The 16,153-nt window shown below is 66.7% G+C and carries 13 protein-coding genes and 1 riboswitch; of the genes, 9 read left to right on the forward strand and 4 right to left on the reverse strand.

Annotated features, from left to right (window positions below; translation table 11 throughout):
• The first annotated feature begins 17 nt into the window (after nt 1–17).
• The 7 genes from PBT88_RS01925 to PBT88_RS01955 all read left to right on the forward strand — a co-directional run bounded on the left by PBT88_RS01925 (nt 18) and on the right by PBT88_RS01955 (nt 10,671).
• Nucleotides 18–1,622: a sulfatase family protein gene (locus tag PBT88_RS01925; protein ID WP_270077567.1), complete on the forward strand. Its 1,605-nt coding sequence runs from the start codon at nt 18–20 to the stop codon at nt 1,620–1,622.
• Between the two features lie 48 nt (nt 1,623–1,670).
• Nucleotides 1,671–2,591, forward strand: a complete 921-nt coding sequence (locus tag PBT88_RS01930) for a formylglycine-generating enzyme family protein (RefSeq protein ID WP_270079140.1) — start codon at nt 1,671–1,673, stop codon at nt 2,589–2,591.
• Nucleotides 2,592–2,957: 366 nt separating this feature from the next.
• Nucleotides 2,958–4,817: a cation:proton antiporter gene (locus PBT88_RS01935; RefSeq protein WP_270077568.1), complete on the forward strand. Its 1,860-nt coding sequence runs from the start codon at nt 2,958–2,960 to the stop codon at nt 4,815–4,817.
• Nucleotides 4,818–4,972: 155 nt separating this feature from the next.
• Nucleotides 4,973–5,407 carry an OmpA family protein gene (locus PBT88_RS01940; protein WP_270077569.1) on the forward strand — a complete coding sequence of 145 codons (435 nt, stop codon included), beginning with the start codon at nt 4,973–4,975 and terminating at the stop codon, nt 5,405–5,407.
• A gap of 79 nt (nt 5,408–5,486) precedes the next feature.
• Nucleotides 5,487–6,701, forward strand: a complete 1,215-nt coding sequence (locus PBT88_RS01945; protein WP_270075978.1) for an IS701 family transposase — start codon at nt 5,487–5,489, stop codon at nt 6,699–6,701.
• A gap of 203 nt (nt 6,702–6,904) precedes the next feature.
• On the forward strand, nt 6,905–8,119 hold the full coding sequence (locus tag PBT88_RS01950) for an IS701 family transposase (protein WP_270075978.1): 1,215 nt from the start codon (nt 6,905–6,907) through the stop codon (nt 8,117–8,119).
• A 482-nt stretch (nt 8,120–8,601) separates the two neighbouring features.
• On the forward strand, nt 8,602–10,671 hold the full coding sequence (locus PBT88_RS01955; protein ID WP_270077570.1) for a S9 family peptidase: 2,070 nt from the start codon (nt 8,602–8,604) through the stop codon (nt 10,669–10,671).
• Between the two features lie 28 nt (nt 10,672–10,699).
• On the opposite strand, the gene PBT88_RS01960 is transcribed toward PBT88_RS01955, so the two are convergent.
• Nucleotides 10,700–11,476 carry an LssY C-terminal domain-containing protein gene (locus PBT88_RS01960; RefSeq protein WP_270077571.1) on the reverse strand — a complete coding sequence of 259 codons (777 nt, stop codon included), beginning with the start codon at nt 11,474–11,476 and terminating at the stop codon, nt 10,700–10,702.
• Between the two features lie 103 nt (nt 11,477–11,579).
• The gene (locus PBT88_RS01965) at nt 11,580–12,377 is read right to left on the reverse strand and encodes an alpha/beta fold hydrolase (protein ID WP_270077572.1); all 798 of its coding nucleotides are present in this window, start codon (nt 12,375–12,377) and stop codon (nt 11,580–11,582) included.
• 88 nt (nt 12,378–12,465) lie between these two features.
• Between PBT88_RS01965 and PBT88_RS01970 the strand changes: the two genes are divergently transcribed.
• Together PBT88_RS01970 and PBT88_RS01975 are read left to right on the forward strand one after the other, a co-directional pair.
• The gene (locus PBT88_RS01970) at nt 12,466–13,362 is read left to right on the forward strand and encodes a LysR family transcriptional regulator (protein ID WP_270077573.1); all 897 of its coding nucleotides are present in this window, start codon (nt 12,466–12,468) and stop codon (nt 13,360–13,362) included.
• A 58-nt stretch (nt 13,363–13,420) separates the two neighbouring features.
• Nucleotides 13,421–13,633, forward strand: a riboswitch (cobalamin riboswitch).
• 147 nt (nt 13,634–13,780) lie between these two features.
• Nucleotides 13,781–14,530, forward strand: coding sequence for an acyl-CoA thioesterase (locus PBT88_RS01975; protein WP_270077574.1), 750 nt, complete (start codon nt 13,781–13,783; stop codon nt 14,528–14,530).
• Between the two features lie 30 nt (nt 14,531–14,560).
• On the opposite strand, the gene PBT88_RS01980 is transcribed toward PBT88_RS01975, so the two are convergent.
• Together PBT88_RS01980 and PBT88_RS01985 are read right to left on the reverse strand one after the other, a co-directional pair.
• Entirely contained in the window at nt 14,561–15,730 is a 1,170-nt protein-coding gene (locus PBT88_RS01980; protein WP_270077575.1) for a murein hydrolase activator EnvC family protein, read from the reverse strand.
• On the reverse strand, nt 15,730–16,152 hold the full coding sequence (locus tag PBT88_RS01985) for a 23S rRNA (pseudouridine(1915)-N(3))-methyltransferase RlmH (protein ID WP_270077576.1): 423 nt from the start codon (nt 16,150–16,152) through the stop codon (nt 15,730–15,732). The genes PBT88_RS01980 and PBT88_RS01985 overlap by 1 nt, the downstream gene beginning before the upstream one ends.
• Nucleotide 16,153 lies beyond the last annotated feature (1 nt).

Genomic DNA, 16,153 nt, shown 5'->3' on the forward strand with positions numbered 1-16,153 from the left:
AACGATGGAGTAAGCGTATGATAGGTCGTTTCTGGTCGCGCAGCGTTTGCGCCTTTGCGCTGTGTACGACGCCGCTGGCGATCGCGAGGCCGGTCGAGGCCGCCGCGGTCGCCCGAGCCACGGCGGCCCCCGTCGGGCAGGCCCGGCCCAACATCATCCTCATCCTGTCCGACGACAACAGCGTGCCGCATGACGGCTGCCACCCCTCGCGCGACCTCGATGCCAACAACGTCACCAACAATTTCGAGGCGTTCGCCGCGCAGGGCATGTGCTTCGACCATGCCTATTCGACCTCGCCGCAATGCGCGCCGTCGCGCGGCTCGATCTTCGCCGGGCGCAACCCGGTCGATATCGGCATCACCCGCTTCGCCGAGCCGGCCGGGCTCGACGTGCGCTACTTCTCCGACATCCTGCGCGCGTCGGGCTATTGGGTCGGTCTCGATGCGCGCAACCATCATCTCGGCGGCCGCGAGGACGATCCGCCGCACGTCAAGCAGGCGCTGCGCGACAGCGGCATGACCCGGCTCGAGGATCGGTTCGACTATGTCAACGTCTACGGCACCAAGACGATGACGCCGGCCGCGATCACCGCCCAGCTCGGTGAGACGCTCGACAAGGTGCCGGCCAGCAAGCCTTTCTTCCTCTATTTCGGATTCAGCACGCCGCATCGCCCGTTCGTGTCGGACCATCGCGACATCGATGCGAGCAAGCTGACCCTGCCGCCGGACTGGCCCGATCTTCCCGCCGTGCGGGAGGATTATGCCGGATCGCTGGCCGACATCCGGACGATGGACCGCCAGTTCGGCGCGATGATGAAGCTGCTGAAGGATCGCGGGCTTGCCGACAACACGATCGTGGTGTTCATGGGCGACAATGGCGAATCCATGTATCGCGGCAAGGGCACGTTGTACGAGCGCGGCAACCATGTCCCGCTGATCATCCGCTGGCCGGGCGTGGTGAAGCCGGGTTCGCGCAGCGAGGCGCTGGTCAGCGGCATCGATCTCGCCGAGACCTTCGTCGAGGCGGCCGGGCTCAACGCCGATTCGCACATGACCGGGCTCAGCCTCGTGCCGCTGCTTAAGGGCGCGGCCGGGCCGGGGCACGACTATATCTTCACCGAACGCGGTGAGCATCCGGGCAGCCTCACCGTGTCCGAGGGTGTCGATTACATGCGTGCGATCACCGGGCCGCGCTACAAGCTGATCTACAATGCGATGCCTTCGCAGCCTTATTCGCCGGTCGATCAGGGTGGCCGCTTCCTGGATCCCAAACAGCAAAAGATCACCTCGGACAGCATCGACGTACTGCCCGCGGTCCATCTCAGCGACGAGGAGCGGGCGACGGGCGCGTGGAAGGCGATCGTCGAGGCGCATCAGGCGAAGACGCTGTCGCCTTTGTTCGAGCGGCTCTATTTCCAGCGGCCGCGCCCGATCTTCGAGCTCTACGACATCCAGGCGGATCCCTATGAATTCAACAATCTCGCGGGGAAGCCCGCATACAAGGCGATCGAGGTCGATCTGCGCAACCGGCTCGACAATTGGATGGCGCTGAGCCACGATTATCTGCCGCTCGCCACCGACGCCTATCGCGAGACTGACGACCCGATGCGGTACAAGCCCTGATATACGCGCATGATGAACGATAGGCCGGTCACCGCCGACCTGAACGGTATGCGCCACCTCGATGGTGGTGCATTCCTGATGGGATCGGAACGCTTCTACCGCGAGGAGGCGCCCGTCCGCCGGGTGCGGGTCGATCCGTTCTGGATCGACGAGACACCGGTCACCAACCGGGCGTTCGCGCGCTTCGTCGCCGAAACCGGCTATCGCACCGTGGCCGAGGTCGCGCCGGACCCCGCCGTCTATGCCGATCTGCCGGCCGAGCTGGCCCATCCCGGCTCCCTGGTGTTCGAGCCGACGCGCGGGCCGGTCGATCTCGGCGATCCCAACCAATGGTGGCATTTCCGGCTCGGCGCCTGCTGGCGGCATCCGCTCGGCCCCGACAGCGACCTCGCGGGGATCGAGGACCATCCGGTCGTCCATATCGCCCATGCCGACGCGCAGGCCTATGCCGATTGGGCGGGCAAGAGCCTGCCGACCGAGGCGGAGTGGGAATATGCGGCGCGCGGCGGGCTCGACGGGGCCGACTATGCCTGGGGATCGGAGCTGGCCCCCGGCGGCGCGATGCTCGCCAATTACTGGCAGGGCGCCTTCCCGTTCGCCAACCAGCTGCTCGACGGCTGGGAGCGGACGTCTCCGGTGCGCACCTATGCACCCAACGGGTACGACCTCTACGACATGATCGGCAATGTCTGGGAATGGACGGCGGACTGGTTCGCCCAGCCCCGGATCGCGCGCAAGGCCAAGGGGAGCTGCTGCGTGCCGAACAATCCGAGGGGCGGTCGCGAGCAGGACAGCCTCGATCCGTCGATGCCGGTGCTCCGCATCGGCCGCAAGGTGCTCAAGGGCGGATCGCATCTGTGCGCGGCCCATTATTGCCGGCGCTATCGGCCGGCGGCGCGGCTCGCCCAGATGATCGACTCATCGACCGGGCATATCGGATTTCGCTGTGTCGTCCGTGGGATGGCGTAGGGCGGATCGCCCGGCAATAGCCGTCACCAGACTGCGCGGATGGCGGCGTTCGCTTGTCATCGGCCGCTTCGCCTTCTATGCCGCAGCGCAGCAGGCGAGCCTTCGTCTGGAGTGGATAATCGGGTAAACCGGATCGATCAGCGGGAGCGGATATGGCCGAAAACGCCACGCTGCCCGATGTTCGGGGCCCTGTTCATGGGCCGCGATCCATCGGCGCAGGGTGATCCAGGATGTCCCGATGACCCAGAAGACCAATGCCTTATCCTTCGCGCCGGAGCCTCGTCATGGCGCCCTGACCGGATCGGCGTCCCGCCCGGGCCCCCGCCCGGCTGACGGCGCGATATCCCGCCACATGGGGAGAGTGGGATGAACACCGTCGCCATCACCATCGCGCTGGTCGGGCTGCTCGGCATCGGCGCCCAGTGGGTCGCCTGGCGCACCGGCTGGCCGGCGATCGCGCTGATGCTGGTCGCGGGCATCCTCGCCGGGCCGGTGCTGGGCATCGTGCAGCCGCATCAGGCCTTCGGGCCGGCGCTCGAGCCGGTGATCTCGCTCGCCGTGGCGGTGATCCTGTTCGAAGGCGGCCTCAGCCTCGATTTCCGGGAATTGCGCCGCACCGAAGGCGCGGTATTGCGGCTGGCCCTGATCGGCGTGCCGGTCGGCTGGGCGCTCGGCGCGATCGCCTGTTACTATATTGCGGGCCTGGTCTGGCCGGTCGCGATCCTGCTCGGCGGCATCTTGGTGGTGACCGGGCCGACGGTGGTGCTGCCGATGCTCCGCCAGATCTCGCTGGCGCCGCGGCCACGCGCGATCCTCAAATGGGAGGCGATCGTCAACGATCCGATCGGCGCGCTCTGTGCCGTCGTCACCTATGAATATCTCCGCCATGCCGATCAGGGCGGCAGCATCGCGGGCGTGGCCATCGCCCTGCTGGGCGCGGCGTTCGTCGCCGGTCTGGTCGGTCTCGCGGTGGCCTTCGCGATCGGCTGGCTGCTGCCGCGCGGTCATGTGCCCGAATATCTGAAGGCGCCCGTCCTCCTCGTCGCCGTGATCGGCACCTTCGTGGTCTCGAACATGATCGAGGGCCAGACCGGGCTGCTCGCGGTGACGGTGATGGGGGTCGCGCTGGCCAACATGAAATTGGCGAGCTTTCGGGATTTCCATCCCTTCAAGGAGAATATCACGGTCATCCTCGTCTCCGGGGTGTTCGTGCTGCTGTCGGCCAATCTCAATTTCGCGGCCCTGCAACGGTTTGAGTGGCGCTTTCTGGGCTTCGTCATGGCGCTGCTGTTTCTCGTGCGGCCGGCGGCGGTCTTCGTCAGCCTCGCCTTCAGCCGGGTGCCGTGGCGCGAGCGATTGTTCGTCGCGTGGATCGCGCCGCGCGGCATCGTCGCCGTCGCGATCTCCGGCCTGTTCGCGCTGCGCCTCGACGAGCTGGGATACAGCGATGGCAGCACGCTCGTCACGATCAGCTTCTCGCTGGTGGTGGCGACCGTCGTCTGCCACGGTTTCAGCGCCGGCGTGGTCGCGCGGTTCCTCGGGCTGACCGGCGGTGGCCGGCGGAGCCTGCTGATCGTCGGGAGCACCAGCTGGAGCCGCTCGCTGGCGGAGCAGCTGGGGCAGATGGCGGTGCCGATCATGCTCGCCGACACCAGCCTCCAGCGCTTGCGGCGGCCGCATCAGGATGGCGTGCCGACCTTCCATGGCGAGATCCTCGCCGAGGCGACCGAGCATCATCTCGATTTCAGCCATTTCCAGGCGCTGGTCGCGGCGACGGACAACGAAGCCTATAATGCGCTGGTGTGCAGCGAGTTCGTGCCGGAACTCGGCCGCGACGCGGTGTATCAATTGGGCGGCGAATCCAATGACGAGCTTCATGCGCTCTCCGGTTCGTTGCGCGGGCGCTCGCTGTTCGACACCGGCACCGGCATCGCCGAACTGGATGAGCGCGAACGCGACGGCTGGAGCTTCCGCAAGACGCGGATCAGCGAGCATTTCGATTTCGACGCGCTCAAATCGGTGCTGCCCGATGGCGCCGACATGCTGCTGCTGCTGCGCCCCAACGGCGTGATCCGTTTTTTCACCCATGTGTCGCGGCCGTTGCCGGAGGCCGGCGATATCGTCCTGTCCTACGCGCCACCGGACCCGGATGCGGTGGACGCGAAACGGGCGAAGCGTAGCCGCAAGGCAGCCACGATGTCATTGTCAGATCAGGGAGCGGCATGATGCGGCGCCAAACGACCTCGATACTCCTGCTCGTTCTGGGAACGGCAGGGTGCGATCGCGTGAAGGATTCTCCACCCGGAAAGGCGGTTTTGCAGGCGCAGGACGATGCCAGAGCCGCGCCCCGGCCCGCGCCCCGGTCGATCATGCGGCCTGCGGTGCAACCACCTGCCCCGGTGCCGCCGACGCCCCTGCCGACGGTGATCACGATCCCGTTCGACAAGCCGGGTGTCGCGCTCGACGATGCGCAGCTCGCATTGCTCAAACCGTTGATCGCCCGCCTGTCCGCGACGACCGACGGCATCGTCATCCGCGGCCATACCGACTCGCATGGTGGCGACCGCCGCAATCGGTTTGTCTCGCTGCGTCGTGCGCGATTGGTCGCGACCTATCTGGCGGGGCAGGGCATAGCGCGCGGCAGGATGACACTCGTGGGCCTTGGCGAAGATCGGCCGATCGCCCCCAACGCGATGCCGGACGGTAGCGATGATCCGGTTGGCCGTGCCCGTAATCGGCGGGTCGAGATCGAGATCGTCCCGATCGACGAGGCCGCTGGGAAACCGTCCGGCCCGATAGGCCCGGGAAAGCCTTAGCGGAAGCGGCTTGGCCGGCAGGCGACGGGGCTAGCATTACAGTTGCATATCAAGCGGAACTCTGAATCAATAGGTCTCCATGGTAAGGAGGCCGTGGATGACGGGTGCATCGATAGAAGCGACACTGGAGTTGTGGGCGTCCTCGCTGCGGGACGTGAAGAGCCGTATGCGCGGGTTGTTCACGCAGGAGCGCGTTGCGGCGTCTGCGAACCTGTTTCTGGACGGCTTGCTGAGTGACGAGCGCCGCAAGACGGGTTGGATGCGCGCCGAGGCTGCAGGGGATCCGGGGCCTTGGCGGCAACAGGCTATTTTGGGCCGCGGGCGATGGGAGGCAGACGAGCTTCGCGACATCGTACGAGACTATGTTGTTGAGAGCCTTGCGACCGACGAGGCAGTCCTGGTCATCGACGAGACCGGTTTCCTCAAGCAAGGCAAGGCTTCCTGTGGCGTTGCGCGTCAATATACCGGATCGGCTGGCAAGATCACGAACTGCCAGATCGGTGTATTCGTGGCCTATGTATCGGCTCGCGGGCACGCGTTTATCGATCGCGCTTTGTATCTTCCAAAGAGCTGGACGGGTGATCCCGCACGACTTGCCGCAACCCATGTCCCTGAAGCGTTAGCCTTCGCCACCAAGCCGGCTTTGGCTGTTCAGATGATACAGCGGGCTTTGGCGGCCAAGGTCCCATTTTCATGGGTCGCGGCGGACGCCGTATATGGGGTCGGTGACGTCGAGCAGGCCCTGCGTCGAGCCTGCAAGGGCTACGTTCTCGGCGTGAAGTCGGATCACTATTTTGGCTCTTGGGGCGACAAGCCCCCGGTCGCAGGCAAGGCGGAGGAGATCGCACAAGACCTCGATGCAGACGCATGGAAACGCCTGTCCGCTGGTGAGGGCACAAAGGGCGCCCGTCTTCATGACTGGGCATATTGCGAGCTCGCCGATCTCGATGCCGATGAATATGACGAGACGAAATCAGGCGTGTGGACCCGGGGCCTGCTGATCCGCCGTAACATCAGCGACGGTGACCTGGCCTACTTCACGACCTGGTGCCCGGCCGGCACCAACATCCAGACACTCGTCGCTGTCGAAGGCCGTCGTTGGGCGATTGAAGATAGCTTCGAGACCACCAAAAACGAACTCGGCCTCGATCATAACGAAAGCCGTTCGTGGCATGGCTGGCATCGCCACGTCTCTCTGGTCATGCTCGCCTTCGCCATGATGGCGGTGATCCGATACCGCGCCAATGCCGTGACGCCCCCAAAAAGATCGAGGACGCGGACCGTCAGGATCTGATCCGCTGGTCGATCCAGGAAGTTCGGCGGATCGCCAACAAGCTCGCTCAGCGCCGCATACGGCCCGCGTACATCATCGCCTGGTCATGCTGGCGACGCGCGCACCAAGCCGCTGCCAGACGAGCTCATCTCAAAACTAGAATGCAACTGTAATGCTAGCATTACAGTTGCATATCAAGCGGAACTCTGAATCAATAGGTCTCCATGGTAAGGAGGCCGTGGATGACGGGTGCATCGATAGAAGCGACACTGGAGTTGTGGGCGTCCTCGCTGCGGGACGTGAAGAGCCGTATGCGCGGGTTGTTCACGCAGGAGCGCGTTGCGGCGTCTGCGAACCTGTTTCTGGACGGCTTGCTGAGTGACGAGCGCCGCAAGACGGGTTGGATGCGCGCCGAGGCTGCAGGGGATCCGGGGCCTTGGCGGCAACAGGCTATTTTGGGCCGCGGGCGATGGGAGGCAGACGAGCTTCGCGACATCGTACGAGACTATGTTGTTGAGAGCCTTGCGACCGACGAGGCAGTCCTGGTCATCGACGAGACCGGTTTCCTCAAGCAAGGCAAGGCTTCCTGTGGCGTTGCGCGTCAATATACCGGATCGGCTGGCAAGATCACGAACTGCCAGATCGGTGTATTCGTGGCCTATGTATCGGCTCGCGGGCACGCGTTTATCGATCGCGCTTTGTATCTTCCAAAGAGCTGGACGGGTGATCCCGCACGACTTGCCGCAACCCATGTCCCTGAAGCGTTAGCCTTCGCCACCAAGCCGGCTTTGGCTGTTCAGATGATACAGCGGGCTTTGGCGGCCAAGGTCCCATTTTCATGGGTCGCGGCGGACGCCGTATATGGGGTCGGTGACGTCGAGCAGGCCCTGCGTCGAGCCTGCAAGGGCTACGTTCTCGGCGTGAAGTCGGATCACTATTTTGGCTCTTGGGGCGACAAGCCCCCGGTCGCAGGCAAGGCGGAGGAGATCGCACAAGACCTCGATGCAGACGCATGGAAACGCCTGTCCGCTGGTGAGGGCACAAAGGGCGCCCGTCTTCATGACTGGGCATATTGCGAGCTCGCCGATCTCGATGCCGATGAATATGACGAGACGAAATCAGGCGTGTGGACCCGGGGCCTGCTGATCCGCCGTAACATCAGCGACGGTGACCTGGCCTACTTCACGACCTGGTGCCCGGCCGGCACCAACATCCAGACACTCGTCGCTGTCGAAGGCCGTCGTTGGGCGATTGAAGATAGCTTCGAGACCACCAAAAACGAACTCGGCCTCGATCATAACGAAAGCCGTTCGTGGCATGGCTGGCATCGCCACGTCTCTCTGGTCATGCTCGCCTTCGCCATGATGGCGGTGATCCGATACCGCGCCAATGCCGTGACGCCCCCAAAAAGATCGAGGACGCGGACCGTCAGGATCTGATCCGCTGGTCGATCCAGGAAGTTCGGCGGATCGCCAACAAGCTCGCTCAGCGCCGCATACGGCCCGCGTACATCATCGCCTGGTCATGCTGGCGACGCGCGCACCAAGCCGCTGCCAGACGAGCTCATCTCAAAACTAGAATGCAACTGTAATGCTAGGGCCGATCGACATTCAGCGGATCAGGCTAAGATCTGCGCCTGAAGCGATCGTCATCCTGAACCTGTTTCAGGATCCCAGCGAAGCTTGGCGCTGAGCGCCCGGAGGAGGCGGGATGCTGAAACAAGTTCAGCATGACGTTTTGAAACGAAACGATCGCCCGATATCCCACCAATCCGAATGGCGATCGGCGCTAGCCAACTCATGGGGCGGCGGCGATCGCGAGCAGCGCGCTGTCGGTCGCGGCCTCGGTGGCAGTGGGTGCCTTGTACGCGCTTGTCGGTCTTGCCTAACATGCGTTGGCTGGCATTCGGGAGGCGCGGTTCATGCATCGGCTGATGATATGTCTGGGCGCGGCGGTGCTGCCCGCGATGATGCCGTCGATGGCGGCGGCGCAGGACGGCCCGGCTGTCGATGGCGGGCTGTCCCGCGCGCTGGCCATGCCCTTCGCCTCCGGCCTGACCGGCGCGGCCGCCGTGCCCCGCTTCGCCTGGGTGGAGAATAGCGCGGGCGCCCGCAATGTCTGGGTGGCGGATTCCGGCGCCAGGGCGCGGGCGATTACCGCTTTCACGGCCGACGACGGCGCCGGGATCTACGATCTCGCTTTGTCGCGCGATGGCCGGATGCTCGCTTATGTGCGGGGTGGGGACGAGGAGTTTCCCGATGGCGATATCCCCAATCCGGCCCTCGGCGCCTCGCCGCCGAGCCAGACCGTCTATCTCGCCCGGCTCGATGGCCGGGCGGCCCCGGTGCCGCTGGGGGCGGGCCATATGCCGGTCTTCTCGCCCCGGGGAGACCATATTGCCTTCGTCCGCGCTGGCGATCTGTGGATCGGTGGAATGGATGGCCAGCCGGCATCCAGGCGTCTGTCGGTCAGCGGTACGATCGAGGCGCTGTCCTGGTCGCCAGACGGCACCCGGCTGCTCTTTTCGAACGATCGCGGCGATCATCGCATCATCGGGCTGTTCGATGTCGACAGCGGCACGCTCCGCTATCCCGATGCCGGCTTCCAGCAGGACCAGGATCCGGTCTTCTCCCCGGACGGGAAGCATATCGCCTTCCTGCGCATCACCGATCCGCCGGCGGGCGCCGCGGCGAGCATGGCCTCCTTCTGGTCGATCCGGCGCGTCGATCTCGAGACCGGGCAGGCGCGGACGGTGTGGGCCGCGCCGACCGGTGCCGGCGCGCACTATGGCGGCACCGGCGGCCGCAACCTGCTGTGGAGCGCCGACGACAGGCTGATCTTCCCGTGGGAACGCGACGGCTGGCGCCATCTCTATGCCCTCCCTTCAGCCGGCGGCACGCCGGTGGCGCTGACCCCGCCGGGGCCATGGGAGGTCGAGGCCTTCCAGCTGGACGATGCCGGCCGGACGCTGATCTACACCGGTAACGATGGCGATATCGATCGGCGCCACCTCTGGCGGCTGGCCGTCGGTGGTGGTGCGGCGACGCGCGTCACGGGGGGCGACGGAGCCGAATCCGCGCCGATCTTCGCCGGCCGGCAGATGGCCGTGATCGCGACCGATGCGACCCGCCCGGCCCATCCCGCGCTGGTGGCGGACACGGGACGGATGACGCCGCTGGCCGACCGGGAGGCGGATTTCGCGCCGGCTGCGGGCTATGTCGCGCCGGAGCCGGTGATCCTCCACGCCGACGATGGCCTGGTGGTGCATGCGCAGCTGTTCCGCGCGCAGGGGCATGGCGCGACGCATCCGGCGCTGGTCTTCATCCATGGCGGGCCACGCCGGCAGATGCTGCCCGGCTTCAACCCGATGGGCTATTATGCGAACGCCTACATCATGAACCAGCATTTCGCGGCCGAGGGCTATGACGTGCTGTCGGTGAATTATCGCGGCGGCACCGGCTATGGCCATGATTTCCGCGAGGCGCCCGGCACCGGCCGGGAGGGGGCCAGCGAATATCGCGACGTGCGCGCGGCCGGCCTCTATCTGGCGCATCGCCCGGACGTCGATCCGAAGCGGGTGGGGCTGTGGGGCGGAAGCTGGGGCGGCTATCTGACGGCGCTGGGGCTGGCACGAGACAGCGATCTGTTTGCGGCCGGCGTCGACATGCACGGCGTCCACAATCTGCTGCGCGCGCCGCCGGGCACTTTATCGCCGGACGCGCAGGCCAAGGCCCAACAGCTCATGTGGGACAGTTCGCCCTTTGGCGCGCTGGCGACGTGGCGATCGCCGGTGCTGCTGGTGCATGGCGACGACGATCATAATGTGCCCTTCTCCCAGTCGGTCGACCTGGCGGCCGAACTGACCGCGCGCGCCATCCCGTTTCAGGAACTGGTGCTGCCCAACGAACGCCATGCCTTCCTGCGCCATGAAAGCTGGGTCAGAGCCTATCGAGCGTCGGATGCCTTCCTGGCGGAGAGGCTGAAACCATAGGCCGAAACGGCGCGCGCGCCGGCCCCGATCAACAGGATCCGCCGGACAGGGTGTAGTCGTTGATCTTGCCATCGGTGCGATAAGGATCGCCGCCGCCATTCCGATGCTGCTGGCCCGCCGCGATCCGCGAGGATTCGGTGCCGCTCATCGTCGCCCCGCCGGCGGTCAGGATCCTGCCGGCATTGTCGCGCTCGCCATCGACGTCCGCGCCGATATGGTGGGTGATCTGGAGCGTGAAAAGGCTGAGTCCCACGCCCCGATCGAAGGTCGCCGCCCCGAGCCAGTCATTCTTCCCGATCTGCCAGACGCGGACATGGTGGCGATGGTCGGCGCTCTTGCCCTCTTCCTTCTCGAACGCGATCGTCTGCTGCTTGTCCTGCACGAACAGCGGGCTCACAGGCGCCTCGGGATAAGGCCGCTGGAGGATCACGCTGGCCCCGATCTTCAACGAGGAGATCAGCGTCACCGGATCGGCCACCGACCAGCCGGCGCGCTTGAATGCGCAGACGATGGCGCCCTGATTTCCCTTGAGGTGCAGATTGATCGGGTCGGCCGGAATGTCCTGCGCGGTGTAGGAGACGATCTCCTCGCGGCTGCCGATCCTTTTATGCTCGTGGTGGCTCCAGAGGCGCGGCAGGCCGCCATAGGCCAAGGCGATCCACAAGGCCGGCAGCCCGACGATCACCAGCCCGGCGATCGAATACCAATGCCATGGCTTGACCCGACGGATGAACGAGCGGGAAGGGCTGTGCCCCTCCTGCGATGGCTGTTCCTGCTGACCCCTGGCACGCGCAAAATCCGTCATGTCTTTTTCTCCGGCACGTAGAAGATGTGACGGATCCGGAATGTTTCATGAACTTTCGGTCATGCGATCCGCGCGCGCCTTGGTGGCGGCGCAGCCGCTCTCTTCAGCGCAGCCAGTTCGCCAGAAGCGCGGCGGTCTCGTCGGGGATTTCCAGTGCGGGGAGGTGGCCGCAGCGCTTGAAGACATGCAGTTGCGCATTGGAGATGAGCGCGGCCATCTCTTCGGCATGATCGGGCGGCGTCACCTGATCGCTGTCCCCGACGGCGATGAGCGTCGGGACGCGGATGTCGGGCAGATCCGGGCGCGAATCAATCCGGTCGAGGATCGCGCGCTGCTGCCGCAGGAAGGCCGCTCCGCCCACCCGGCCGGCCATCGCGCGGAGGGTATCCGCGACCGGGCCGACGGTCTTTTCCGGATGGACCAGCGTATCCAGCAGCGCCCGCGTGATGCCGACGAACTTGCCGCGCGCCAGCGAGGACATGCCGGCGCGGCGGACGGCGGCGCGTTCGGGGGTGTCGGCCCGCGCGCTCGTGTCGATCAGCGCCAGCCGGGTGACGCGCTCGGGCGCCTGGCGCATGATTTCGAGCGCGACATAGCCGCCCATCGAGAGCGCGACCAACGCGAAGCGGTTCGGCGCCGATGCCAGCACCCGCCGCGCCATGGCGGCGATGCTGTCATCCAGGGTCAGGTCGGCGACCATCGGCGCGACGCTGCCCGCCAGCGTGTCGATCTGGGTCCGCCACAGGCTGGCGTCGCAGAGCAGGCCGGGGAGGAACACGGTCGGCGTCAGCATGTCCCGGGCTTCGATCATCTCGCCGATGTCGGGCTGGTCGAAGGGGCCGTCGAAGCCCTCGTCATGATGAGAGTGAACGAGGCCGAACGCTTCAAAATCAGTGAACATGCAATGTCTCCGGACACGCATGTGGCGCCGCCGTCGATATCTGTCTAATATCTCGAATCGGCGAACATGATATGTTTTGGAGATAGCGATGGAGTTGCGACATGTCCGCTATTTTCTGGCGGTCGCCGAGGAGGGGAATTTCACCCGCGCGGCCCGGCGGCTGGGCATCGGCCAGCCGCCGCTGAGCCAGCAGATCCGGGATCTGGAGGACGAGATCGGCACCCGGCTGTTCCATCGCATCCCACAGGGCGCGGAACTGACCGAGGCGGGCGAGGCCTTCTATGCCGGCGTCCGCAATTTTCCCGATCTGGCGCTGGCTGCGATCCACGGCGCGCAGCGCGCCGCTCGCGGCGAAATGGGGGCGCTGCGGGTGGGCTTCACCGGATCGGCGGCGTTCAATCCGATCGTGCCGAGCATCATCCGCGCCTATCGCCGCCGCTTTCCCGGCGTCGAGCTGACGCTGCGCGAAGGCAATTCGCTCGATCTCATCGCCTCGCTTCAGGAGGATCTGCTCGATGCGGCGTTCCTCCGCCCGGATGCCGTCGAACTCGACGGTCTGCACATCGACGTGCTCGACGAGGAGCCGATGGTGGCCGCTCTCCCATCGGCGCATCCCGCCGCGGCCCGCGGCGTGCTGGCGCTGTCGGAACTGGCCGGCGAGGCCTTCGTCCTGACCCCGCGCGACATGGGGCCGAGCATCTTCGATGCGGCGGTGGTGGCGTGTCGCACGGCGGGCTTCGAGCCGGAACTGGGCCAGTCGGCGCCGCAGATCGCGTCGGTTCTGGCGTTCGTCGCGGCGGAACTGGGGGTTTCGCTGGTGCCGGCGGCGATGCGGATGGTGATGATCCAGGGCGTGAGCTATTGCGAATTGAGCGATGTGCAGCCCATCGTCCGGATGGCGATCGCCTATCGACACAAGAGCCTGTCCCCCGCTGGCCGTCATTTCCTCTCCGAAGCGCGCAGCCATGCCCATGTGGTCGGGTGAAGTTGACCGGATGGCGCGCAACCGGACGGACGCGCTTGACGCAGGTGCGTGCGGTTGCGAAGGACGGGGCGTCGAGGTTCCTCATCCCATGGATGAGGCTAAGACGGGAAATCGGTGATGCACTCCGGTGCGGATTCCGGTGCTGCCCCCGCAACTGTAAGCGGTGAGCGACAACCCTGTTCGGTGTCACTGGTGCCGTGCGGCGCCGGGAAGGCCTGGGTGGTCGTGACGATCCGCAAGCCAGGAGACCTGCCTCCGACGCGATAACGACCACCGGCGGGGTGTCCGGTCTGGCCGCCGGACTATCGGCCTGCGCGGGGTGCCCGGCTGGCCGCGCGTCGGCGCCCGACCGCATTGCGCGAGCGAAGCGAGACCTATGGCGGTAGCAGGCGACGGCACATCGATCCAACTGATCGACATGGTTTTTCCGGGTGATACCAATCACCACGGCACATTGTTCGGCGGCGTCGCGTTGGCGCATATGGACAAGATCGCGTTTCTGGTCGCGGCCCGTCACGGCCGTGCGCCGTTCGTGACGGCATCGTCCGAGAAGATCGATTTCGCGGCGCCCGCCCACACCGGCGACATCATCGAGGCGAGCGGCCATGTCGTCCGCGTCGGGCGCAGTTCGATCGACATCGAGGTCGAGCTGATCGCCGAGGGCACGGTCAGCGCGGAACGCCGGCTCTGCACGCGGGGGACGTTCACGCTGGTCGCGGTCAAGGGCCCGGAGACGCGGTTGCCGCTGCCGCCGGTCGCGGCCCTCGCCGCCGCCGCCGATGGCCGGCTGCGCATGGTCGATATCGTCTTCCCGACCCAGACCAACCATTATGGCACGCTCTATGGCGGCGATGCGCTCAAGCTGATGGGCAAGGCGGCGTTCATCGCGGCGACCCGGTTCAGCCGCGCGGTGATCGTGATGGCGGCCTCCGATCGCATCGATTTCCGCTCGCCGATCCGCGAGGGCGAGATGATCGAGACGATCTCGGAGGTGCAGAAGGCCGGGCGCAGCTCGATCCGCATCGGGATCGAATTGTGGGCGGAGAATCTGCTGACCGGCGAACGCCGTCATGCGGCGACGGCGGCGTTCACGATGGTGTCGGTGGACGAGCATGGCCGCCCGACGCCGCACCACGCCTCCGTCGCGCAGGCCGTGTCGGCCGGCTGACCGGTGATCCCGATGGCGTGACGTCCCGGATCAGTTCGCCTGGGCCATGGCGACGATGTCGATCGGGTGGTTGTCGCGCCGCAATTCGGTGGTGATCAGCGGCACGCTCGCGCCGGCAGTGCCCAGGGCATCGCCCCGCGCCACGCGCTGGCCGACCTTCGCGTCGATCGCGGCAAGCCCGGTCACGGTGGTCGTCCAGCCGCCGCCATGGGCGATGATGACGACCTGGCCATAGCTGCGGAAGGGCTTGGCGAAGACGATCATACCCGCGGCCGGGGCCGTGACCCTGGCGCCCGGCGCGGTGGCCAGCGTCAGGCCGCGCGATCGCACGCCCGACGGGGCGACCTCGCCGAATCCGGTCGCGACCTCGCCCGATGCCGGAAGCGCATAGCGCGGCGGGCCATCGGCGCCGGGCAGGGCGTCGTCGGCGCCGGCCGGGCGCAGTTCGGGGCCGGGCAGCCTGGCGAGGCGGGCGCGCACGTCGCCGGCATTTTCCAGCGTCTGCATCCGGTCGGCGGCGTCGCGCGCTTCCTCGCCGAGACCGAGGGCATGCTGCCGTTCGTCGGCCGCCTGATCGGCGAGCCGTTGCGATCGGCGAAGGGCGGTCTGCTCGACCTTGCCGAGTTCGGCCTGCCGCTGGCCGAGCAGCGTCTGGCTGGCGGCGAGAGCGGCGATCGCCCGCTCGGCATCGCCGCGCAGCTGGGTCTGCCGGTCGAGATCGGCGCGCAGCCCGGCGGTGCGGGCCTGGATCACCGGCAGGGTATCGGCGAGCAGCAGCCGGATATGGACGATATCGTCGATCGAACCAGGCTGGGCGATGGCGAGCGCCGGCGGGCGGCGCGCCATCGTCTGCAAGGCGGCAACGAGGCTGAGGATCGGCCCCTGCTTGTCGCCGATCCGATCGCGTGCCGCCTGCTGAAGCGTGGCGATCAGCCGGATGCGCGCCCGGGCGGCGGCGATGTCGGCCTGCGCCGCCTGCACCTGCATCCCCAGCGCCGCCGCATGGGCGCGGGCGCGCCCGGCCTCGTCGCCGGCATCTTCCGCGGCCTGGCTGAGGGCGGCGGCATGGGCTTCGGCGGCGGCGGCGGCCTGCTTGGCGGCGAGCAGCGAGACGCGCGCATCATCGAGGCCGGGGGCCTGCGCGGTCGTCGCCAGTGCGGCGATCGCGGTCGCCGCCAGCAGGATCCGCCGCCGGTGCATCAGCCTTCGCGGTGATAGGGATGGCCGGCGAGGATGCTGGCTGCCCGCCACAATTGCTCGGCCAGCATCGCGCGCGCCATCATGTGCGGCCACGTCGCCTTGCCGAAGGCAAGCAGCAGATCGGCCTTGTCGCGCGTCTGCGCCTCATGGCCGTCTGCGGCGCCCAGCAGGAAACGCACTTCCCGCACGCCGTCGTCGCGCCAGCGGCCGAGGATCGCGGCGAGCTCGCGCGAGGGCAGGTCGCGCCCGGTCTCGTCAAGCACGACCAGCCGGGTGCCCGGCGCGACATCGGGCACGCGCCCGCCGACATCAGGCAGTTCGCTGACCTTGGTGGGCCATGTCACGCGCTTCAGATAGCGCTCGACCAGGTCCGCCTCCGGGCTGCGCCCGATCCGCCCGCGCGCCACGATGTGCAGCAGCAAC

It is taken from the genome of Sphingomonas abietis, from assembly GCF_027625475.1.
Lineage (GTDB): Bacteria > Pseudomonadota > Alphaproteobacteria > Sphingomonadales > Sphingomonadaceae > Solisphingomonas > Solisphingomonas abietis.